Genomic DNA, 22,417 nt, shown 5'->3' on the forward strand with positions numbered 1-22,417 from the left:
TGTGTCGGGTTCGCTTCGCTTTCGCTCGTCTCTCCCTTCAGCGCTTTATTAAGTTAGCAAGCTTAATTAACTTTGTCAAGCGTTTTCTTGAATAAAGTTTTAATTTTTTGCTAGAAATCCTCTCAAAGCTATACGTAATAAGGCATTAAGAGAAGAAACTTTTTTATTATTTGGGCAAAGCAGCATCAATAGATTTGGTTACAAGAGCTTGAACTGCTTCTACACCTTCCCAGCCTCTGATTTCAGTGACTTTCTTTTCTAGGTTTTTATAGGAACGGAAAAACTCAGCAATTTCTTCAAGGCGATGGGGGGCAATATCAGCCAATGTTTTAACATCAGCATAGCGGGGATCTTTAGCGGGGACGCAGAGGATTTTTTCGTCGCGATCGCCGCCATCAATCATGATCAGCATCCCGATGGGGCGTGCAGGAATAACGCAACCAGGAAATGTGGGTTGATCCATGATCACCATGCCATCAAGAGGGTCTCCATCATCAGCAAGGGTGTTGGGGACAAAACCATAGTCATAGGGATATTGGACTGAGGAGTAAAGGACACGATCAAGGGCAAAAGCATTGAGGTCTTTGTCGAATTCGTATTTATTTTTGCTGCCTGCGGGGATTTCAATCAGGACGTTGAGGATGCCTGCTTTAGGTTGGGGGGGGATGCGCGATAAGTCCATTGGGTACTCCTTGATTTAGTTTTTGAGTTGTTATTTTTTTTATGCTATGACAGATGCTAGTCGCATAGGAGATCGTAGGCTGCCTAGAAAAAGTATAGCGATCGCAAGTACCGTTAAGACATAAAACCTAGAAAGAGATGACAGCATTTAACATCACCATCCTTGTTACAGCACTTTGCGCTGACTGAAAGCCCTGAGTAATTTCTGGAAGACTTGCAGAGCAAGTCTTCCAGAAATTACTCAGGGCTACTCAAAGCCTTAAAAGACTTTAAACTTAGATGGTGACAACAATAATTCACAAAGGTGTAAGGACACTTTTATGAATTGGCGCTCAAATCGAGTGAAGTTTTTAAAAGAAAAAGCATACTTTTTTTCTTTTGGTATAAGTGCGTAAGGAAAATGTATTTGAGGTTAATTAGTTACGCTGATATTCACGTTAAGAAAAGTATGCTTTACTGTGATGCATGTGAAGTGTGAGGATGTGCATGTTTTTGCAGCAAGAAGCTCGGTTCCCTATTGGTGTTTTTGATAGTGGGGTTGGGGGACTTACGGTTTTACAAGAAGTTCATCGCCAATTGCCTAATGAGTCTGTGGTTTATTTCGGTGATACAGCAAGATTGCCCTACGGGAAGCGATCGCCTGCTGAAATCATTGAGTATGTATATGAGATTTTGCACTGGATGCAGTCTGAGCAAGTCAAGATGGCAATCATGGCTTGTAATACCAGTTCGGCTTTAGCATTAGATATAGTGCGAAAAGATTTTGATCTGCCGATTTTAGGATTGATTTTGCCAGGAGCGAGAGCAGCTGTTGGTAAAGGCAAGAGAATTGGGGTAATTGCCACGACCGCAACTGTTAAAAGTGAAGCTTATGTAAGGGCTATTTGTGAAAGCGATCCTCAAGCACAGGTTTTTCAGGTAGATTGTCCTGAATTTGTACCTTTGATTGAGTCTGATCGGATTAACGATCCATACACATTGCAAGTAGCCAAGGATTATTTACAACCACTGGTTGAGGCAAATATTGATACTTTAGTTTTGGGTTGTACTCATTACCCACATTTATCAGGGGTTTTACGCCAAATTTTGCCGTCTCATGTGGCTCTAGTGAATCCTGCGTCTTATGTGGTGAGAGCAGCAAGTCAAGAGTTAGATTTGATGGGACTAAGATGCTTAGATAATCGTAGCGATCGCGCTGAGACTCGATTTTTTGTAAGCGGCGATCCAGATCGTTTTGCTCAAGTATCACGACGCTGGCTAGGAAAGTCGCCATTGGTGGAAAAAGTTTACCTATCTCCTGTAGAATTGCTGTCTTAAAGTTTTGATTGGCAAGCTCTAGTCAAATGGGAGTAATTTTTTTGAACCCATATTACCGACGATCGCTATGGCTAGTAATGTTAATGGCTGGGACATGCTTAGGTACACCAGCAGTTAATGCTCAAGTGCCTCTTAGCTTATCAGTACAGGACAATAATCTCCAAGCACAACTACCATCGTCAAGTCAGCAGTTACAGTTACGCAGCGTCCAAGTTAATGCGAATGGATTTGCCCTACAAATTAATGGCATTCCTCAAATGCGGGCATCACGAGTAGCTAACCCTGATCGCATTATTTTAGATTTACAAGCAACCGAAGTTTCACCCTATATCCATAACTCCATAGTACCGATCAATCGCTTCGGGGTAAGGCAAATTAGAGTGGCTCAGTTTCAAAAATCCCCTGCGATCGCTCGGTTAGTTTTTGATCTGGATAGTAGTAGCCCTGTCAATTGGCAGAGTTCTTTCGATCAAGCACGTGGTCTATTGGTACTACGCCCCATAGGGGCAGAAAACCTCAATACAAGTTTGCCAGTAACAACTTCGTCTATAGCGAACAAGGGTTTAGCTACGACAATTGAGGGTTTGTCTTTTAATGGTTATGGTCAGCTGGTAATTCAGGCTAGTCGAGCGATTTCCTACCGTAGCAGTGTAGATTTAGCTAGTAATACCTACAGTGTCACAATTCCTGCGACTCGGATTTCATCGCAGTTACGCCGACCAATCTTAGGAGCAAATAGTCCTATAGAGCAAATTCGCCTCAATCAGGTGGGTGATGCAGTAGTCGTTAGTGTGAAAACAGTCGCAGGTTGGCAGATTAACGAGACTAGCCGCACGAATCCGCTAGCGATCGCTTTACAGTTAACAAGTGTTGGACAAGTTACCGCAGGTCTTCCCCAAAATACGCGATCGCAAGTTCAGCCCAACTATGGCAATGTCACTTCTGGTCGCCAACTAGTTGTGATTGACCCAGGGCATGGGGGACCAGATGTAGGTGCTACCAGAAATGGAGTCTACGAAAAAGATATTGTGCTAGCAATGAGTAAACAGCTCGGCAGGATATTGCAGCAAATGGGATATTCTGTGATGTATACACGCACTGAGGATATAGACCTCGATCTAGAACCAAGAGTGCAGATGGCGGAGAATGCTAGAGCGAGTGCATTTGTCAGCGTTCATGTTAACTCCCTTGATGCAAGTTCATCACAGGTTAATGGGGTTGAAACTTATCATGCACCTAATGCGTCTTTGGGTAAGAATCTTGCAGAATTGGTACATCAGCAAATTATTGCGAGTACAGGTGCAAATGACCGTGGTGTGAGGTCAGCTAGATTTTATGTGATTACGAAAACTTCAATGCCTGCAATTTTGGTAGAAACTGGATTTATTACAAATCCATCAGAGGCTTCAAGGTTGCTTAATAATAACTATCAAGAGCGAATGGCCGCAGCGATCGCTCAAGGAATCGATCAATTCTTGAAATCTTACCGAAGATAGATAATCTGGGAATTGCTCCAGATTAAAAAATCTATTAAGAATCTAGCTGCTCGATCTTCTCAACTTTTAGATCTTTATGCCCACGGGAGAACTACTTTGCGATATCGACAACTAGCAGTTGGAATTTTGATGACTGTAGTTACTGACTATATCAGCCCTGTCTTAGGGCAGTTACAAGCACAGTCGATCAACAACACATCTAACTTATCTAGTAAAGTTCAAATAAACAGCATTCGAGCAACTAACAATGGCTTAATGCTGACTGTTAATGCTAATCCTCAAATTCGCATCCAAAGAGAGAATAATCCCGATCGCTTAATTGTCGATCTGCAAAACGCGAATTTGGCGCAACAATTACATCAATCAACTCTGCCAATGAACCGACTCGGCATTAAGCAAGTCAGAGTAGCTCAGTTTCAGAATAATCCTGCGATAGCCAGACTAGTTTTTGATCTCGATAGTAGTGATCCAAGCAGCAAATTTGCATGGCAAAGTCAGTACATCCCTGCCACTAGAACCCTACTACTAACTCAATCAAATCAAACTGCTCAAGAATTCCCAATTAATCCCTCAATCAATCCCAATCTAAGTCTCCCTAGACCAATTAATACTCCCAGCAGCCCCACATCTTCTACGCCTGCGGCGATCGAAAGATTGAGTTTTAGTAGTACTGGTCAACTCATTGTTTCAGCAAGCCAGCCCGTGAGCTATCGGATTGGTTTTGATGCTAACTCTGGTACTTATAACTTAACGGTTGCTAATGCAAAAATCTCACCAAATTTACAGCGTCCCAATCTTGCGGCAAACAGCCCTATTGAAAGAATTAGGCTCTCGCAAGTGGGAACCTCTGTGGAAATTGGGATCAAAACGATCGCTGGTTGGCAAGTACGTGAAACTCAACGTCTCAATAATCAACAAATTCAATTACAAGTTTCACTCAATAGTATTGTTCCAAACAACCAAACACCTTTACCTAATAACAATCCTGTTCCCCAATCTCCTCTAAATACAGGTGAGCGTCGCCGAGGAGTAATCCTAGTTGACGCAGGGCATGGCGGGCGTGACCCAGGTGCTATTGGTAACGGCATACAGGAAAAAGATGTTGTTTTAGACATCAGCATTAGCTTAGGAAAAGCCCTGCAAAATATGGGTTACACGGTTTATTACACTCGTACTAGTGATGTAGAAATTGATTTGGAGCCGCGTGTAGCTCTTGCCGAGAGAGTTAATGCTGATGTGTTTGTAAGTATTCATGCGAACTCTCTGGCTTCTCGCAACAATAGCGTTAATGGGGTAGAAACTTTTTTTGCCCGAGGCTCAACAATTGGGAGAACGCTAGCTAGCTACGTTCAGTCACAAATCATATCAGCGACTGGTGCAACTGATCGCAGTGCTAAAGCCGCAGGTTTTTACGTAATTGCTAGAACTTCGATGCCTGCTATTTTAGTGGAGACTGGTTTTGTGACAAACCCGACTGAAGCGAGAAATCTTAGCAATCCTAGCTATCAAAAACAGATGGCTGATGCGATCGCACGAGGTATCGATCAGTTCATGCGTGTTCGTGGTAGGTAAAAAACAGGGAACCGCTTCGCGATTCCCCTGTTTTTCTCAAGAAGGAGCATTAGAAAATTCTAATGGAGATTGAGATTGCTGTTGATGTCTAGCATCGGTAATTAACCAATCTAAAGCTGCTGCTTGCAAATCGATAGTTGCACCCGTTTTGTCAACACAATAACGACCAAACACCAATTTATCGACTAGCCGCACATCTGATAAGCGCGAATACTCAAAAATTACGCTGCGCTCAACCACAGCCCCACTGCAAACATGACAATTAGGGCCAATCATTGTTGGGCCAATGATGGTCGCACCATCCTCTATTTGAGTCATACCCCCAATATAGACAGGACCACGGATGTCTACCTTGTCCCAGTTCACCGAAACATTTAAACCTGTATAAACGCCTGGCTTAACTTCCTGCCCAGGAATATTAACGTTTTTAATTTTGTCTGAAAGGACATCTTGAATTGCTTGCCAATAATCGGGAACTTTACCAATATCGACCCATTGAAAATCCATAGAAATAGCATGGAAAGGAAGGTTATCTGATACCAACCTAGGAAACAAATCACTGCCAAGGTCAAATTCCATATCCGAAGGCACATAATCGAGGATTTCTGGCTCGAAAATATAGATACCTGTATTGATGGTATTGCTTAGAGCTGACTCAACACTTGGCTTTTCCTGAAACTGTTTGATTCGACCATCGGAGTCCGTAACTACAACTCCATAGCTCGACACCTGATCTCTAGGAACAGTTTTCGTAATAATCGTAGCTAGAGATTTTTTTTGACGATGCCAGTTAACGGCATAGGTGAGATCGAGATCGATCAATGCATCACCACAAAGAACAACAAAAGTATCGTCAAAAAAAGGAGAGAAATCTTGAATTTTTTTGAGCCCACCAGCCGATCCAAGCGCACTACCTTGGAGCTTGCCATCAATAATGGTTCCTTCAAAGGAATAAGCCATCTGCACGCCAAACTTTTGACCATCTCGAAAATAATTTTCGATCTCTTCTGACAAGTGGCTAACGTTAACCATAATCTGATCAAAGCCGTGCTGTCTGAGTAACTCAACTAGAAACTCCATTACAGGTTTTTGCATGATCGGGATCATGGGCTTAGGCATGATATTCGTGATCGGGCGGATTCTAGTACCTTTACCCGCAGCCAAAATCATGGCTTTCATAAATTACGTTCTCCTCTCACTACGATTAAATGGCACTTGCATATCTTAGTAATTTGGTTACTACGTTATGTTCAAGAACCCTAAAAACCCGTCTTATCATACCCTGTAAGCCGTCTAAAAAAACTTAGGAAAGACTAGCTAGTTAGCCTCTAACTTAGAGCGGCAATGCTTTAACATAGCCACTCGATTTTTTAAACATATTTAGAATATTTAGACATCAATACTACGACTGTTGTATAGACTCATTGCTTTTTCTAGTCCATCCGCTAAAATACTGGTAACTGTGGACTCAGCCAGATCAAGAATTTCAGGCAAGATTTTAGTTTCAGCGGACGAAAACCCGCCTAAAACATGGTTAGTGACGTTTTGATTAGCTTTAGAAGCGATCGCACTATTATCACCATCAACTTTACTGCCACGACCAATTCCAAGACGAAGCCGAGGAAAATTTTGCGTACCAAGATGCGAAATTATGGACTTCATGCCATTGTGTCCCCCTGCGGAGCCTGAAGGACGCAATCGCAATTTACCAAGGGGTAAATCCATATCGTCATAGATCACTAGAATATTGGCAGGATTCGCCTTAAACCAATCAGCACAGGCTCGTACCGATTGTCCTGAGACATTCATATAGGTAGTTGGTTTGAGCAAACGGATCTTACCGCTACTAGCTAATCGAGTCGATAATCGACCTTCGCCAAAAATGCCATAAAAGCGCTTTTCTTTACCAAGAGAGATACCCCAAGATGTCGCTAAGCGATCAATCGCCATAAAACCAATATTGTGACGGGTACGCTCATATTCGGTACCGGGGTTACCCAGTCCCACAATCAGAGAAATAGATTGAGTCTCAAGCATCCGAGGCAGTTGTTACTTCCTTAGTTTCTTCTGAAGATGTGGCAACAGCAGCAGCGACGGGTGTGGCCACATCAGGATTTGGTTGTGCCGTCGGTTTATCGACAATGGTTGCAGTTTGCTCAAGGCGATCGGCTTCGCGCTTAAACTCTGATTCAAATTCACGGGAGGCATCTTGAAACCCTTTAATCGCTTTGCCCATACTGCGCCCAATTTCTGGCAGTTTTTTTGGACCAAAGATCAAAAGTGCTACCAACATGATCAGAATCATTTCAGGCAAGCCAATACCAAAAATATTCATGGGGAGTGACCTTAAAATTTATATACAACGAAAACTATTGATACGTTAAAGGCACGCAGAGCGTGCCTTTAATCTTTGCTAAGGATAGCTAGAACCTAGCCGCCCCAGTTGAGGTTAACACCATCAAGGATCAAGGAAGAGTTGTACAACTGGAGAATAATTACCAGAAATACAAGAAACAACGCCATGAATACAGCCATGAGAGGGGTAGTTCCCCAGCCACGAGAGACCTTACCGTATTCTGCGTTCAAAGGTCTGAGGATATCGCCAAGGCGGGTACGTTGTGACATAACTTTGTCTTCTTAAAAGGATTGTTACAAAATAGTATAATTGTAATTAAGAATAACTCAAATCATTGGTTCAATTCATGGAAAACGCAACTTCGATCGCGGTGACTATTGCCGTATGTGTGATCGTTTTAACAGCTTATGCGATATACGTGGCGTTTGGTCCACCCAATAAAGAATTAGTCGATCAGTTTGAAGAACACGAAGATTAATTTAACTAAACCGTGCCTTGCGCGGTTTAGGCGAATAGTTTAGGCGAATAGATGATTAAAAACTTACGACTAACTCATGAAGTTTTGGATGTATCAGAGGTCTATACGATAGCTGATAATGCCCGTAATGGAGCCGTGGTGCTGATGAGCGGCATGGTACGCAATCAGACGGGGGGAAGAGCCGTTGATTATTTGGACTATCAAGCCTATGAATCGATGGCTTTACAAGTTTTTCAGGAAATTAGCGATCGCTGCCATCAGAAATTTCCAGACGTTACCGAAGTTGTCATTCATCATCGTCTAGGAAAGTTAAAAATTGGCGAAATTAGCGTTTTAGTCGCAGTGGGTTCTCCACACCGTGCTGAAGCTTTTGAAGCTTGTCGTTATGCGATCGACACTTTGAAAATTGATGCCCCGATCTGGAAAAAAGAATTTTGGCTGGACGGCATCAGCAGTTGGGTAAATTGTCCCATATAAGTAAAAAGACGCTTTGCGTCCTTTTATTTGGAGTTTTTGATGCTGCTAGAAAAATCTTTTTTTGCTCGACCTGCATACGAAGTTGCGCCAGATTTATTGGGATGTACTCTAGTTAGAAGGATTGACAAGATTGAATATCGGGGAATTATTGTCGAAACTGAAGCCTATGACGCAACTGATCCTGCCTGTCATGGCTATCGCCGCAAAACTCAGCGCAATGCCGCTATTTTTGGTGAACCCTGTACTGCCTATGTTTATTTAATTTATGGAATTTATCATTGCGTTAATATCGTCACCGATCGCGAAGATTTTTGCAGTGCAGTATTAATTCGGGCGATCGAATGCGATCGCTTACCAAGTTGGCACAATCCCAAAGAAAAGGCGCATCGAGCAGGGGCAGGACCTGGCAAACTTTGCCGCCTATTAAAAATTGATCGACAACTTGATGGGGTAACGCTGCATCCAGATACGGATCTATGGCTCGAAGTACGATCACCTGATTTCGCTGAGCCAATTTACCAAACCACAAGAATCGGAATTACGCAGGGAGTAGATATTCCTTGGCGTTGGTATTTAGGCGATCGCACCTCAGTATCTCGAAAAGTGACCTAAATAAGTACCCAGAATAAGTACTCAGCATTTAGTGGTGCAGCACGAAGTGCTGCACCACTAAATGCTGGGCTGGAAAACATTGTCAGATCTTTAGACGGCGCTCTCTCAATATTAATAACTTTAGAAATAACCTTTTCATAACTTTTGGGTAAATAAATATTGAATTTAGGAAGTAGGATGTTCCTATGAAATAGAAAAGTACAGTTGCATAGCCCAAAAGCCTTATCTAAATTAAATAATTGTTTAGATAGCTAAAGCAGTTCTTCAACTTCATATTTTCTAAAAGTTATCCAGACATTTGAATTAACAATTAAATAATTTATTAAATCACTTTAGATATTTTTAGTACCTCAAAACTGGGGAAAGGAGAAAAAACATGCATATTGAAGTAATGCAGCCAACGGGACATCTTAACGCCACTAGTACTAACTATTTTCGTCAACAAGCTAGTCATGTTTTAGATCGGAAACCTGATGTATTACTTATTGACCTAAAACATCTCAAACAGATGGATAGCTCAGGTTTGGGGGCTTTAATTTTTGCTTTGAGGAGCGCAAAGGCGATCGGCTGTAAGTTTGCACTCTGCTCAATTAGCGAATATATCGAATTTTTGTTAGAAGCAACATCAATGAAAAACTTATTTGATGTATTTGAAAATCGCAGCCAGTTTGAACATTCTTTGAAAAAAGTTTAACTATATCAATCTTGCTTAAGATATAAAACCTAAATAAAGGCGGTGCGAAGCGCCGCCTTTATTTATTTTCTAAAAGAGGCGTGGTGCTAAGACATCATGCCTCTTTTAAGTTTTTATATTTGCGATCGCTATTATTGTTAAAACTTAAAAATCTTATATAGCCGTCCTATATCATTTGTGGATTTTTTTAGTTTGTGGAAGGACACCCCGATGGGGAGTCCTTCCACAAACCATGTAGGATTGCTACAGCCATGCAAGAGTTAAATAAGACGAAATAAGACAAATTAAAACCCAAAATCCAAGTAGCGGCGCTACTTGGATTTATTGCGTTCCAGCGATCCCCTAACAAAGCGCTGCAAATTATTGTTAAAATTTCTCCATCCTACTGACTGGTCAATAAGATCAAACAAATTATGGAACCTAAAGAAAACACTGACGAATCGATCGCAGAAGATCCAGCCGAAACTTTAAAAGCTACTAGTCCAGACAAAAAGTCTCCAGAAGCACCAGAAATAACAAAGTCAGTAACATCCGTTTCTGTAGCAACATCTGAAGCCAAAACAGTTGCTACTCCACCCATAGACGACTCACTCAACGTGAGTTTCGATATTTTGAAGCAAATCAAGGAACTTTGGGAGGAGTACTTTGGTGAAGGCAAAAAAACCAATCGCACCCTAGCGATCGCCATAATTGCTACCATCCCTGTATTTATTGTCACATCAGAAATTTTAGGCTTTTTGAATAAATTACCAGTATTGCCTAGCTTCTTTGAATTAGTGGGCTTTGTCTATTCGGTATGGTTTATCTATCGATACCTATTACTTGCTAATACTCGCAAGGAGCTAATCGATGGGATCACAGCTTGGAAAAGCAAAGTTTTCGGCTAAATAACCAATCTCACGACAAGGGGAATCAGAACAGCTATTCTGATTATGAAACCGATTTTGGTGTTTCCAGCGCCTTCGGCGCTGGAAACACCAAAATTGGTTTTTTGAAAGCCTGCCAACGGCGGGCTTTCAAAAAATCGATTTTTATAATGAGAATTACTGGGCTTAGAAGCCCTTTGTCTATAAGCGTGATATTTAGAGATAGGATATTAGCAAAGTAAAGCAACATCAAAAATTGTTAAGCTGTTTAATAGACAGTCTTGGGAAGTGAAGAGGTATATACGTCAAGCATGGGCAAAATTGTAGGTATTGACTTGGGTACGACAAACTCTGTGGTAGCCGTTATGGAAGGTGGCAAACCCATAGTGATTGCAAACTCAGAAGGTAGCCGCACCACTCCCTCCGTTGTTAGCTTTACTAAAGATGGCGAACGTCTTGTCGGGCAAATGGCACGTCGGCAAGCAGTGCTAAATCCTGACAATACCTTTTATTCTGTCAAACGGTTTATCGGACGCAAGCATAGTGAACTCTCGGCGGAAACTAAGCGTGTCCCTTATACAGTACGTCGTGATGATCAGGGCAATATCAAGTTACGCAGCTCTAGACTTGAGAAAGATTTTGCACCTGAAGAAATTTCAGCAATGGTAATTCGTAAACTCGTCGATGAGGCGAGTCGGTATCTAGGCGAACCTGTAACAGGTGCAGTAATTACAGTTCCTGCTTATTTTAATGACTCGCAGAGACAGGCTACAAAAGATGCTGGTCGTATAGCGGGGATTGAAGTTAAGCGGATTTTAAATGAGCCAACGGCTGCCTCGCTAGCCTATGGATTAGATAAAAAATCCAACAAGAAAATTTTAGTATTTGACCTTGGTGGTGGCACATTTGATGTGTCTGTGCTAGAGGTGAGCGACGGTTTATTTGAAGTCAAGGCAACGACGGGCGATACCCAGTTAGGCGGTGATGATTTCGATCGCCAAATTGTGAATTACCTCGCTGAAGAATTTCTAAAATCCGATGGTGTGGATCTGCGTAAAGAGCGCCAAGCATTACAACGTTTGACCGAGGCAGCCGAAAAAGCCAAGATTGAGCTTTCGACGGTGGGCGTAACCGAAATTAATTTACCGTTCATCACAGCCACGGCTGAGGGACCTTTACATTTAGAAACTAGTTTAAAGCGATCGCAGTTTGAGCGTTTAAGTGCTGATTTATTAGAGCGTTTACAAATTCCCCTCGATCGCGTGTTACGTGATGCTCAAATTAGTCCGCGCCAAATCGATGAAGTGGTTTTAGTTGGTGGCTCGACAAGGATTCCTGCGGTACAGGAAATGGTGGGAAGAGCGATCGGTAAACCACCTAGCCAAAGCGTTAATCCCGATGAAGTGGTGGCGATCGGCGCGGTGATCCAAGCTGCGATTTTGTCGGGCGAAATTAAGGATGTGTTGCTGCTAGATGTCACACCTTTGTCTCTTGGTGTTGAAACTTCGGGCGGGGTAGTCAAACGTTTGATTCCTCGCAATACGACGATCCCCTGTCGCAAGATGGAATTATTTACGACTGCCGAAGATAACCAAACCTCTGTGGAAATCCATGTGATCCAAGGCGAACGAGATCTCGCTGAATATAACAAGTCTTTGGGGCGCTTTAAATTAAGTGGACTTGATCCCCAGCCTCGCGGCGTGGCTCAGGTGGATGTCACCTTTGATCTAAATACTGATGGGATTTTGGCGGTAACTGCTAGCGATCGCCGCACGGGTGTCGAACGCCGCGTCACAATTAAGGGTGCTTCGACTTTAGACGAGAAAGAAGTGCAGCGCATGGTCACTGAGGCTGAGCAATTTGCCGATCGCGATCGTGCTAAACGGGAACGCATCGAGAAACTTAATCGAGCCGATAACTTGGCAGTGGGAGCCGAGCGTCAACTCAAAGATTTGGCCCTTAATTACGGCTACAAACTCAGTTACGAACGCCGCAAACAAATTGAGGGATCGATTAAAAAGCTAAGAGATGCGATCGTCAAGGAGGATGATGCCCTAATTGATCGCGCTCAGTCCGAGTTGCAGGAAGCGCTCTATGCCCTATCAACGGAACTCTATGCCGAAGATGACGAGGATTACGATGATGAGGATGATGATTTATTTGGTGGCATCCTCGAAAGTATCGGTAGTTTTGCCAGCCGCAACAAACGGGGCAGGGACGAAGATGATCGCCGCCGTCCAAATACGCGAGTGTCTTACGATGACGACGATGATTGGATGTAGATAAAAAAGGCGGCGCAAAGCGCCGCCTTTTTTATCTTTTGGAGGTAAGCCAATAGGTTTGCATGAGTCCTTTGCCCTTGACTTCAATCGCACCCCGCTCGACCAAATCAAATTTAGGCTTGAGCAATTCATAGGTGGCGGCAGTCACCTGAATTTTGCCAACCTCACTGTGAGACTCCATCCGACTTGCCACATTCACCGTGTCACCCCAGAGATCGTAAATAAACTTTTGCGTGCCGATCACCCCTGCAATTACCGCACCCGTATGGATACCAACGCGAATTTGTAATGGTCTACCTGTCAAATCACGGAGTTCAGCCACTTTATCAACCATATCTAAAGCCATACAGGCGATCGCCTCTGCATGTTTTTCCGTAGGAATCGGAATACCACCTGCCACCATATAGGCATCACCAATGGTTTTAATTTTCTCTAAGCCATAGGTTTCACAAAGTGTATCGAACGTAGAAAAAATGAGATTGAGCAGATCCACCAAATCTTGGGGCGAAAGTTCGGAAGACATTCGCGTAAAGCTCACCAGATCGGCAAAGAGAACTGTAACCGACTCAAAACTATCCGCAATGACACCGTGAAACTGCTTAAGGCGATCGGCGATCGGCTTAGGCAGAATATTTAATAATAATCTCTCTGATTTCTCCTGCTCAGCATTGAGAGCTTCTTCAGCCATTTTTCTTTCAGTAATATCATCAAGTACACCCAAAATCCCGATCGTTTTGCCATCCGCATCAATAATTGGGAGCTTGCTAATATCCAGCCATATTGATTGTCCAGACTTATCTGGATTGAGTTTGCGCTGAATCACATGCATTTCAGGAATGTTAGATTCCATAATTTGCTGATCGTGAGTCCGAAACATAGTTGCCAATTCAGGATTATTAATTAGATCGTAGTCAGTCTTACCCACTACACTTTCTGGAGTCTCCAGTTGAGCATACATCGCCCAATTTTTATTACATCCTCTAAACACCAGATTTGTATCTTTCCAGAAAATTTGTTGGGGAATGCTATCAATAATTAATCGTAAATAGGTTTTTTGCTCTTCAAGAGCTTGCTCCGCTATCACCCGCGCCGTGATATCTTGAAAACTCCATACACGACCAATAATCTGATCGCTAAGCCTTTGGGGACGGGAATAGCGTTCCAAAACTCGACCATCAATCAGCTCTAACAAATCATAACTTTCACGTTCAGGATGGCTATAAAACTCCTGCGATCGCTGCATAAAGTCTTGAGGATCGAGCATCTTTTCCGATAGAAACTCTAATCTCAGGTCATAATCAGGTATAGATAAAACCTCCAAAGATAGCCCAAACATATCGATAAAACGCTGGTTGTAGCTATTGATATGCCCAACTCGATCAACGGCGACCACACCATCTGCGATCGACTCAAAGGTAGCTCTTTGTAAACTCACAAACTCTTCAAGGGTAGACTCAATTCTCTTTCGTTCCGTAATATCAACCCCAATTGAGAGAATTTCCACCAATTTTCCTGAATCATCTAAAATTGGGCGATTTGACCAAGATATCCACACCTGCTCTCCATCGCTACGGATATTTTGACTTTCTTGAAACATTGATATCTGATGAGAATTGTGGCGATCCTTCATCCAACTGAGTAAATCAGAAATAGTTGTGTCATCACTACCTTTGACAATCGTGCCACTAATATTTCTCCCCACCATTTCGTCTTCCTTACTAAACCCAAAAAAAGCTAGTCCATATTCATTAATAAATTTAATTGTGCCGACAGTATTGATACGTAAAATGATGCAGTTGGCAGCTTCCACAAGGGTGCGATATTTGATTTCACTGGTTTTTAAATCAGCAGTACGCTGTTCTACCCGAATTTCTAACTCCTCTTTACTTTGAGCAAGCGCCATAAAAGAAATCTGTAACTGTTGCGCCATTTGATTAAAGGAGTCAGCCAGAATTGATAGCTCTCGCACATTTGCAGTTTCGATGGGACGATAGGGTTGACCAGTAGCGAGATCGGCTGAAGCAGACAGATTTGCAAGCAAGTGAGAAGCATCAATAAGCTTCTCAACGGGTTTGGCAATCCATTTTGATGTATAAAAACCTGTCAAGCTAGCAAAAACTAGGGCTAAAACACATAAGACAATCGTGTTGCGTGTGTTGATATTAATGCGATCGCGAAAGTCTTCTTCAGATACTGCGACGATCATCAGCCAGTCTAATCCCTGAGCATTACGTAATCTCGTAATCTGAATATATTGGGTTGCACCCTCCCATTCCATCTGGATTTGCTGATGCTTGGGAATATCAGCAGAATTAAGATATTTTTGTTGAAGATTTTGAAAGACTAAGCGCAGTAGAGGATTTTGGCTTTTAAGGGCATGAATACGATGTTGTTTTTGATCTATGGAAATATAGGATGCTTCTGAAGTTGATGTAGCAACGATCTCCCCCGATGGTTCCAAAATAAAGGCTTGTCCTGTTTTAGCGATTTTTAGCTGTCTTAGAAAATCCCCTATTTGAGAGAGCGTTAAGTCGATCGCCATGACTCCCCGCAAGTTACCAGATTCGCTATAAATCGGCAAAGAAGCCGTAATCCCTAAAATCGGACGTGCTACAAATGGATAAATAGGACTCCAGACTGTTTGGCGAGCCTTAACTGCTGCCTTGTACCAAGGGCGATCTCGAGGATCGTAAATATTTACTTCAATTTGGTTAAGGACTTTACCAGTGTTATCTAAGCGAAAGATGGCTTTTTGCAGTGGTGCTACTAAATTTGGCGAAGAAGATCGATGCAACACCAAAGCATTACCTTCTCGCCTTTCCACACCAAGGAATTGACCTTGAGGATTTGCTGCGTAGAAAAAATATAAACTTTGAGCTTGGCGCATCTGCTGCCAAAATAATTTGTCTAAACCATTTAAATTCTCAAAATTTAGATAGCCTGCCTTTGCCAAGGATCCATGGGCTTGCAGAATCTCTAAAGGGGCTTCAAAGTAACCCCGCACATGCGCCTCAATCGTATTGGTTACTTCCTGTCCAATTTGAGGAGCTAGCTCCTGAGTTGCTTCCCGCCCATTTTGTACCGATAGCCATCCCGTAATTCCTACCGCCGCAATCACTTGAGTCACAAAAGGAACTATCAGCAATATCTTGAGAGAAAGCTGGCGATCGCGTTGAGATTTGGCATCTTTACTGGCGGGGGCAGTCATACAAAAAGCTAAAAATGCTAGACCATCCCCATAATAAAGTGATCCTCATGTAAAAGTACGAGTCTGCGCGTATTTGCTCACTTCTTGCCTGAGGTTTGCTCTAATAAGTAAGTAGACAAAACCTAAAACCTCTAGCCCACGCTGCGCGTGGGCTAGAGGTTTTAGATCTGGATTTTTATTACCATCAAAGTTATGTCTGAAGTTACTTCTGAAGCGATCGCCCAAAAGATCGGCGATCGCCTAAATCACATTCGGGTCAATATTCCACCGCAGGTAAAACTAGTTGCTGTCAGCAAATACACGACGACAGAGGCAATCCGCGCGGCTTACTATGCAGGTGTGCGTGACTTTGCCGAATCGCGTGTACAGGAGGCAAAAATCAAGCAAACAGAGTTAGCAGATTTAACTGATATCACATGGCACATGATCGGCTCTCTGCAAAGTAACAAAGCAAAACAAGCCCTCAGCCAATTTGATTGGATACATTCTATTGATCGCCTGAGTCTTGCCGAACAATGCGATCGCCTTATATCTGAACTTGGGAAATCACCGAAGCTGTTATTGCAGGTCAATCTAGCCGAAGACCCCAACAAGTCAGGCTGGTCAGAATCAGAACTATTAGCAGATTTACCAAAACTAGCAAAATTACAAAATCTCAATATCGTTGGTCTAATGACAATTCTGCCCCTTGGTCTAGATGAAGCTAAAGCCTATGCCGTTTTTAGCCACGCTACTGAACTAGCCGCAAAAATGAGATCTCTCGGTTGGGCAAATATTCAAGAACTATCAATGGGCATGTCCGCCGACTATGCGATCGCCATCAAAGCAGGCGCTACGATCATTCGGATTGGTAGCCAGATTTTTGCTCTGTAATATATTTGGAATGAGGCGCTTCACACAGCAATTCCCAGTATGAAAACGATTTTGGTGTTTCCAGCACCTTCGGTGCTGGAAACACCAAAATCGTTTTTTTGCAAGCTCTCCATTGGCGGGCTTGCAAAAAAACGATTTTTATAATTAGAATTGCAGCGCTACCGCCTTACAAACATTAATTTTTTTTTTGCTTGCCAGACATGCCCAAACCTGTTATAAGTTTAGCGTTCTAAAGCAAATAGTTTTTCTCAGTTAAGTTGAGAATCTAGCTAATCCTCATGGTGAGAGTTTGAAATTACTGCTAGCAATACAATAAATTAATACATTTTTTGTATTCTAGAATACTTTAATTTCAAATAAAAATACTGATGCCCCCAAATCAGAAATCACCCATGAGTATTACTAACTATTTTGATGTTATGGCTTTTATCTTTTCTAATGGCTAATACGAAAAGCTTTAAGAAAGACTATGTATAACTAAGTTTTTATGCTGATATCACATTGTCCAATTATCATCATTTAGACTCACATAGACGCTCTTAGCAAGCACAAATTTGTTTTGCAAAGTCCTTGGTAGCAAGCAAGTTTACCCAATTATTAAAAACTTGTTAAATATCAAAAAGATTTCTTCGTAGGTAACTAGTTAACTTAAGTAGTTAAGTCCTATGTACTACAAGGCTTTGTCAAATAAAAGTCGTGTTTTGTCGTATAACAAAAAGTTAATAACTGTATCTAGCTTTTTTGCCTGTTATCGGTTACAGTCTGCGAGTAAATATTTTGTCAATACTGTTTTGGACAGTAAAGGCAATTTAACACAACTAGACAAAGCAACTCTTTGCCTTATTTTATAAGACTGCTTTATTAGATCGCACTCCTCATCTAGTCTAGAAGTATGATGTTGCGGTTTTAAACCAAAACTGAGGAGCACACACTAGGAGTTAATTACGATGGGAATTTTTACAAAGCTCAAGGATTTTGTTGGTTTGAATGAAGCCCAAGAGTACGAATATGAGTACGATGAAGCCTCAAGCCGTGAATACCAAGACATTTATCAAGAAGATAATGGCGCGATCGCTCCAGAACCTGAGGAGCCACAAACTCGCCGCACCCGTGAACGTCCCACTGCTTTAAGAGCAACTTCTGAAAACATGAGCAATGTAATTGGTATGCCTGGTGCTGCAAATGGTCTGTCCCAAGTAATGGTGATGGAGCCCCGCACTTTTGAAGAAATGCCTCAAGCCATCCAAGCATTACGTGAACGCAAATCAGTTGTGCTTAACTTGACGATGATGGACCCCGATCAAGCTCAGCGAGCAGTTGACTTTGTTGCTGGTGGTACTTATGCCCTTGATGGTCATCAAGAACGTATTGGCGATAGCATCTTCCTATTTGCACCTTCTTGTGTTCAAGTCACATCACAGTCTTCAGTATTGAACGAAGCACCTATGCCTCAGCCTCGCGTGGTACGTCCTACCGCAGCACCTGCTCCAGCATGGGCTGCCGAAGCACCCGTTAGCCGTTTCGCTCAATAATATCTAGGTTATTGGTGAATCTTTGAAAGCTCAACTCAGTATTATCGGTGGCGGTGTAATGGGTGAGGCAATTTTGTCTCGCCTGATCGCTAGTAACCTTTACCTGCCATCCGATGTCTGCGTCAGCGATCCGATGCCAGAGCGTCGCGCTCTTTTAGAAAAAAAGTATGGGGTACAAGTTACACCAAATAATTTGGTAGCTGCGGAAGCAGAGATCATGCTTCTGGCCGTTAAGCCACAATCACTAAATGCAGCTGCAATCGGTTTAGCAAATGCGCCTGCTAATTGCATTGTGTCAATTTTAGCTGGTGTAACTTTGGCTCAACTAGAGGTGATGTTTCCCTCTAAACCAATTATCCGAGCCATGCCCAATACACCAGCGCAAGTGGGTGCAGGTGTAACTGCGATCGCTGCAAATGCCTTAGTAACCGCAGCACAGTTAAATGCTGTGCAGAAAATTTTTGGGGCAGTTGGTACTGTTGTCGAAGTTGCCGAATCACTGATGAATGCAGTCACAGGTTTATCAGGCTCTGGCCCCGCTTACGTTGCTCTCATGGTAGAAGCAATGGCAGATGGTGGCGTGGCGGCAGGGCTACCACGAGCGATCGCCATGCAATTAGCCACGCAAACGGTTTTAGGAACCGCGCAATTATTAACTGAAACGAAGTTACATCCTGCTCAATTAAAAGATCAAGTCACCAGTCCTGCGGGCACAACTATTGCGGCGATCGCTCAGTTAGAAAAAGCGGGCTTGCGTTCCGCTATGATAGAAGCCGTGCTTGCGGCAACCCATCGGGCTGACCAATTAGGCAAGCAATAAGTTTTTTTAGCTTCCTGCAAAGCAGGAAACTAAAAGTTTAATTGAGCAGATTGGGAGTTAGAGGTTTTGGATTATCGTCAAGCGGGTGTAGACATCGAAGCAGGTCGCACTTTCGTGGAAAAAATTCGCGATTCTGTTGCGAGAACCCATCGTCTAGGTGTACTGGGAGATCTAGGTGGTTTTGGTGGATGTTTTGAACTGCCCACAGGTTATCGACAACCCGTTCTCGTTTCAGGTACAGACGGCGTTGGCACAAAGCTAAAAATTGCTCAAGCAGCCAATAAACACGACACCATCGGCATTGACTTAGTAGCAATGTGCGTAAATGATGTGTTGACCTCTGGCGCAGAGCCTTTATTTTTCTTAGATTATTTAGCTACAGGCAAGCTGGAACCCGATCAACTTGCTGAAGTAGTTAAGGGCATTGCCGATGGTTGTCAGATGGCAGGTTGTGCCTTGCTTGGTGGCGAAACGGCGGAGATGCCAGGATTTTATGGTGTGGGCGAATATGATGCGGCGGGTTTTTGTGTAGCGATCGCCGAAAAGTCAGAAATGCTCAATGGCACACAAGTCAACATTGGCGATGTGGTCATTGGTTTGGCGAGTTCGGGCATCCATAGCAATGGCTATAGCCTTGTTCGCAAAATCATCGAAACTAAAGGCTATAACTGGGACGATAAGGTAGAAATTTCCATCGATACTCAGGATTTGACCTTGGCTGAAGTATTTCTCACGCCCACGCAAATCTATGTCAAGCCAGTTTTAGCAGCACTTAAGGCAAATTTTGGTATTCATGGACTTGCTCATATCACAGGCGGCGGCTTGCCTGAAAACTTGCCCCGTTGCCTCGGCGAAGGTCAAGCCGTGCAGATTTTCCGTGATAGTTGGCAGATTCCAGCTCTGTTCCAATGGCTCCAGTCTGAGGGTGAAGTGCCAGAACTAGATATGTTCAATACTTTTAATATGGGTATTGGCATGGCAGTAGTCGTTGATCCCACCAAAGCTGATGAAGCGATCGCCTATTTCCAGTCCCAAGGCTTTGTCACTAATCACATTGGTGAAGTCATCGCCGCCGAGCGATCGCTAATCTTCGTATAAACATAAAAAAAGGAGCGCAATGCGCTCCTTTTTTTATGCTAATCACCGTTCAATTGCAATATCGCCATAAATGCGGCTTGTGGCACTTCCACCGTACCAATCGACTTCATCCGTTTTTTACCCTTTTTCTGTTTCTCTAAAAGTTTCTTCTTCCGAGAAATATCACCGCCGTAGCACTTACTCAGCACATTCTTGCGTAAAGCCGAAATATTCTCCCGCGCCAAAATCTTGGAACCGATCGCCGCTTGGATCGGAATCTGGAACTGTTGCTTAGGAATTAATTCTCTGAGCTTCGATACCAAGGCTCGACCGACGTTATAGGATTTGTCACGATGGACAATGCAAGCCAAGGCATCCACAGGTTCTTCGTTAACGAGAATATCCACTAGCACCAGATCGTTAGGACGATAACCAATAATTTGATATTCCATACTGGCGTATCCCTTAGTGCGTGACTTCATCTGATCAAAGAAATCGGTCACCATTTCGGCTAATGGCAACTCATAAATTAAAGTAGCCCGTTCCGTAGTGATGTACTTTGTATCGACAAATACGCCACGTCTAGCTACACACAACTCCATCAATGTACCAATGTAAATTTGCGGAGTCATGATCTCCAACTTCACATATGGCTCCTCGATCTGTTTCCTTGAATTGGGTGGCGGTAACTCACTCGGATTATCAATCATTAAGATCTCATCGTTATTAGTCGTCACCCGATAAATTACCGATGGCGCAGTCACGATCAAATCGAGATTGTATTCACGTTCCAGACGCTCCTGCACGATTTCCATATGCAGCATCCCCAAAAATCCGCATCGAAACCCGAAGCCCATAGCATTCGAGGTTTCTGGCTCATAGTTTAAAGACGCATCATTGAGCTTGAGCTTCGTTAAAGCTTCACGCAACTCTTCAAACTGATCGGCATCGGTGGGAAACATGCCGCAGAAAACCATCGGCTTAGCTTCTTCGTACCCCGGAAATGGTTCTGGTGCTGAGTCGATCGCCGAAGTAATCGTATCCCCAACCCGCGCATGGGCAACCATCTTGATCGCCGCCGCCAGATAACCCACTTCACCCGCATGTAATTCATCAACTTGGATTTGCCCTGGGGCTAATACTCCCAACTCATCAATCACATATTCCTGACCCGATGCCATGAATTTGACACGATCACCTTTTTTGACCGTGCCATCCATCACCCGAAAGTAAACAATTACCCCCCGATAGGCATCGTAATAACTATCAAAAATCAAAGCGCGTAAAGGCTGATCGACTGTATCCTTCGGTGGCGGTACTCTTAAAACGATCGCCTCAAGAATCTCGCGAATCCCAATCCCCTGCTTTGCCGAGGCATGAATTGCGTCCGCGCAGTCTAAGCCAATTAATTCCTCAATTTCATGGGCAATGCGATCGGGATCGGCTCCTGGTAAATCAATCTTATTTAGTACAGGCACAATTTCTAAATCGTTAGCTAAAGCCAAATAAACATTAGCCAAAGTTTGCGCCTCTACTCCCTGCGAGGCATCTACCACTAATAAAGCACCTTCACAAGCTGCCAAACTGCGCGATACCTCATAGGAAAAGTCCACATGTCCAGGAGTATCGATCAAGTTAATCGTATATTCATCACCATTGAGAGCCTGATAATTCATCCGCGCTGCTTGCAGCTTAATGGTGATCCCTCGCTCTCGTTCCAGATCCATATTGTCTAGAAATTGCGCCTTCATATCTCGATCTGCCACCGTGCCTGTAAATTGCAACAAGCGATCGGCAAGTGTAGACTTGCCATGATCAATATGGGCAATAATCGAAAAGTTACGAATGCGAGAGACGGGTACGTTGGTCATAGATATCAAAACAATGGGGGGCAGAACACTGCGAGACAATCAGATCCTACATTAAAGTAAACTAATGTAAACAACTGTAAAAACGCTAATAAATTTACAGAGCTGTAAAAGTCTTACTTAGTCAGTTAAATTCAGCTAAATATATTGAGGAATTCCTACAAAGCACAACTTTATTAATATACGCCTCTGTAATTAACACAAGGCA

At 43.0% G+C, this 22,417-nt stretch carries 20 protein-coding genes; 13 read left to right on the plus strand and 7 right to left on the minus strand.

Annotation, left to right across the window (positions count from 1 at the left end):
* Window positions 1-166 precede the first annotated feature (166 nt).
* On the minus strand, window positions 167-682 hold the full coding sequence (locus H6G05_RS13630) for an inorganic diphosphatase (RefSeq protein ID WP_190578694.1): 516 nt from the start codon (window positions 680-682) through the stop codon (window positions 167-169).
* Between the two features lie 485 nt (window positions 683-1,167).
* On the opposite strand from H6G05_RS13630, the gene murI reads away from it, so the two are divergent.
* The 3 genes from murI (at window position 1,168) to H6G05_RS13645 (ending at window position 5,066) form a co-directional block, all read left to right on the plus strand.
* On the plus strand, window positions 1,168-1,998 hold the full coding sequence (murI, locus tag H6G05_RS13635; protein WP_190578695.1) for a glutamate racemase: 831 nt from the start codon (window positions 1,168-1,170) through the stop codon (window positions 1,996-1,998).
* A gap of 41 nt (window positions 1,999-2,039) precedes the next feature.
* Window positions 2,040-3,494, plus strand: a complete 1,455-nt coding sequence (locus H6G05_RS13640) for an N-acetylmuramoyl-L-alanine amidase (protein WP_190578696.1) — start codon at window positions 2,040-2,042, stop codon at window positions 3,492-3,494.
* A 96-nt stretch (window positions 3,495-3,590) separates the two neighbouring features.
* On the plus strand, window positions 3,591-5,066 hold the full coding sequence (locus tag H6G05_RS13645; RefSeq protein ID WP_190578697.1) for an N-acetylmuramoyl-L-alanine amidase: 1,476 nt from the start codon (window positions 3,591-3,593) through the stop codon (window positions 5,064-5,066).
* 36 nt (window positions 5,067-5,102) lie between these two features.
* Here the strand turns inward: H6G05_RS13645 and H6G05_RS13650 are convergent, their stop codons facing one another.
* The 4 genes from H6G05_RS13650 to psbH form a co-directional block, all read right to left on the minus strand.
* Window positions 5,103-6,245 carry a sugar phosphate nucleotidyltransferase gene (locus H6G05_RS13650; RefSeq protein ID WP_190578698.1) on the minus strand — a complete coding sequence of 381 codons (1,143 nt, stop codon included), beginning with the start codon at window positions 6,243-6,245 and terminating at the stop codon, window positions 5,103-5,105.
* A gap of 210 nt (window positions 6,246-6,455) precedes the next feature.
* On the minus strand, window positions 6,456-7,103 hold the full coding sequence (gene pth / locus H6G05_RS13655) for an aminoacyl-tRNA hydrolase (RefSeq protein WP_199310529.1): 648 nt from the start codon (window positions 7,101-7,103) through the stop codon (window positions 6,456-6,458).
* Window positions 7,096-7,401: a TatA/E family twin arginine-targeting protein translocase gene (locus H6G05_RS13660; protein ID WP_190578699.1), complete on the minus strand. Its 306-nt coding sequence runs from the start codon at window positions 7,399-7,401 to the stop codon at window positions 7,096-7,098. The genes pth and H6G05_RS13660 overlap by 8 nt, the downstream gene beginning before the upstream one ends.
* A gap of 95 nt (window positions 7,402-7,496) precedes the next feature.
* Window positions 7,497-7,691, minus strand: coding sequence for a photosystem II reaction center phosphoprotein PsbH (psbH, locus tag H6G05_RS13665; protein WP_190578700.1), 195 nt, complete (start codon window positions 7,689-7,691; stop codon window positions 7,497-7,499).
* A 77-nt stretch (window positions 7,692-7,768) separates the two neighbouring features.
* Here psbH and psbN point away from each other — a divergent pair, with 77 nt between their 5' ends.
* The 6 genes from psbN (at window position 7,769) to dnaK (ending at window position 12,831) form a co-directional block, all read left to right on the plus strand.
* Complete coding sequence (psbN, locus tag H6G05_RS13670; RefSeq protein ID WP_094532123.1) at window positions 7,769-7,900, plus strand: photosystem II reaction center protein PsbN; 132 nt, start codon at window positions 7,769-7,771, stop codon at window positions 7,898-7,900.
* Between the two features lie 51 nt (window positions 7,901-7,951).
* Window positions 7,952-8,377 carry a molybdenum cofactor biosynthesis protein MoaE gene (locus tag H6G05_RS13675; RefSeq protein ID WP_190578701.1) on the plus strand — a complete coding sequence of 142 codons (426 nt, stop codon included), beginning with the start codon at window positions 7,952-7,954 and terminating at the stop codon, window positions 8,375-8,377.
* Between the two features lie 39 nt (window positions 8,378-8,416).
* Window positions 8,417-8,989, plus strand: coding sequence for a DNA-3-methyladenine glycosylase (locus tag H6G05_RS13680; RefSeq protein ID WP_190578702.1), 573 nt, complete (start codon window positions 8,417-8,419; stop codon window positions 8,987-8,989).
* Between the two features lie 376 nt (window positions 8,990-9,365).
* Window positions 9,366-9,683: an STAS domain-containing protein gene (locus H6G05_RS13685; RefSeq protein WP_190578703.1), complete on the plus strand. Its 318-nt coding sequence runs from the start codon at window positions 9,366-9,368 to the stop codon at window positions 9,681-9,683.
* Between the two features lie 413 nt (window positions 9,684-10,096).
* Window positions 10,097-10,570 carry a CAAD domain-containing protein gene (locus H6G05_RS13690; RefSeq protein WP_190578704.1) on the plus strand — a complete coding sequence of 158 codons (474 nt, stop codon included), beginning with the start codon at window positions 10,097-10,099 and terminating at the stop codon, window positions 10,568-10,570.
* 290 nt (window positions 10,571-10,860) lie between these two features.
* Window positions 10,861-12,831 carry a molecular chaperone DnaK gene (dnaK, locus tag H6G05_RS13695; protein WP_190578705.1) on the plus strand — a complete coding sequence of 657 codons (1,971 nt, stop codon included), beginning with the start codon at window positions 10,861-10,863 and terminating at the stop codon, window positions 12,829-12,831.
* Window positions 12,832-12,862: 31 nt separating this feature from the next.
* On the opposite strand, the gene H6G05_RS13700 is transcribed toward dnaK, so the two are convergent.
* Entirely contained in the window at window positions 12,863-16,039 is a 3,177-nt protein-coding gene (locus H6G05_RS13700) for an adenylate/guanylate cyclase domain-containing protein (RefSeq protein ID WP_190578706.1), read from the minus strand.
* 192 nt (window positions 16,040-16,231) lie between these two features.
* Here H6G05_RS13700 and H6G05_RS13705 point away from each other — a divergent pair, with 192 nt between their 5' ends.
* From H6G05_RS13705 to purM, 4 genes are all read left to right on the plus strand, one after another.
* Entirely contained in the window at window positions 16,232-16,912 is a 681-nt protein-coding gene (locus H6G05_RS13705) for a YggS family pyridoxal phosphate-dependent enzyme (protein WP_199310531.1), read from the plus strand.
* Window positions 16,913-17,859: 947 nt separating this feature from the next.
* Window positions 17,860-18,444 (plus strand): cell division protein SepF, encoded by a 585-nt coding sequence (locus H6G05_RS13710; protein ID WP_190578707.1) that lies wholly within the window; start codon window positions 17,860-17,862, stop codon window positions 18,442-18,444.
* A gap of 22 nt (window positions 18,445-18,466) precedes the next feature.
* Window positions 18,467-19,264: a pyrroline-5-carboxylate reductase gene (gene proC, locus H6G05_RS13715; RefSeq protein WP_190578708.1), complete on the plus strand. Its 798-nt coding sequence runs from the start codon at window positions 18,467-18,469 to the stop codon at window positions 19,262-19,264.
* A 66-nt stretch (window positions 19,265-19,330) separates the two neighbouring features.
* Window positions 19,331-20,362 (plus strand): phosphoribosylformylglycinamidine cyclo-ligase, encoded by a 1,032-nt coding sequence (gene purM, locus H6G05_RS13720; RefSeq protein ID WP_190578709.1) that lies wholly within the window; start codon window positions 19,331-19,333, stop codon window positions 20,360-20,362.
* Between the two features lie 38 nt (window positions 20,363-20,400).
* Here the strand turns inward: purM and lepA are convergent, their stop codons facing one another.
* Complete coding sequence (lepA, locus tag H6G05_RS13725) at window positions 20,401-22,212, minus strand: translation elongation factor 4 (RefSeq protein ID WP_190578710.1); 1,812 nt, start codon at window positions 22,210-22,212, stop codon at window positions 20,401-20,403.
* Window positions 22,213-22,417: the final 205 nt, after the last annotated feature.

It is taken from the genome of Phormidium tenue FACHB-1050 (assembly GCF_014696925.1).
Lineage (GTDB): Bacteria > Cyanobacteriota > Cyanobacteriia > Pseudanabaenales > Pseudanabaenaceae > Pseudanabaena.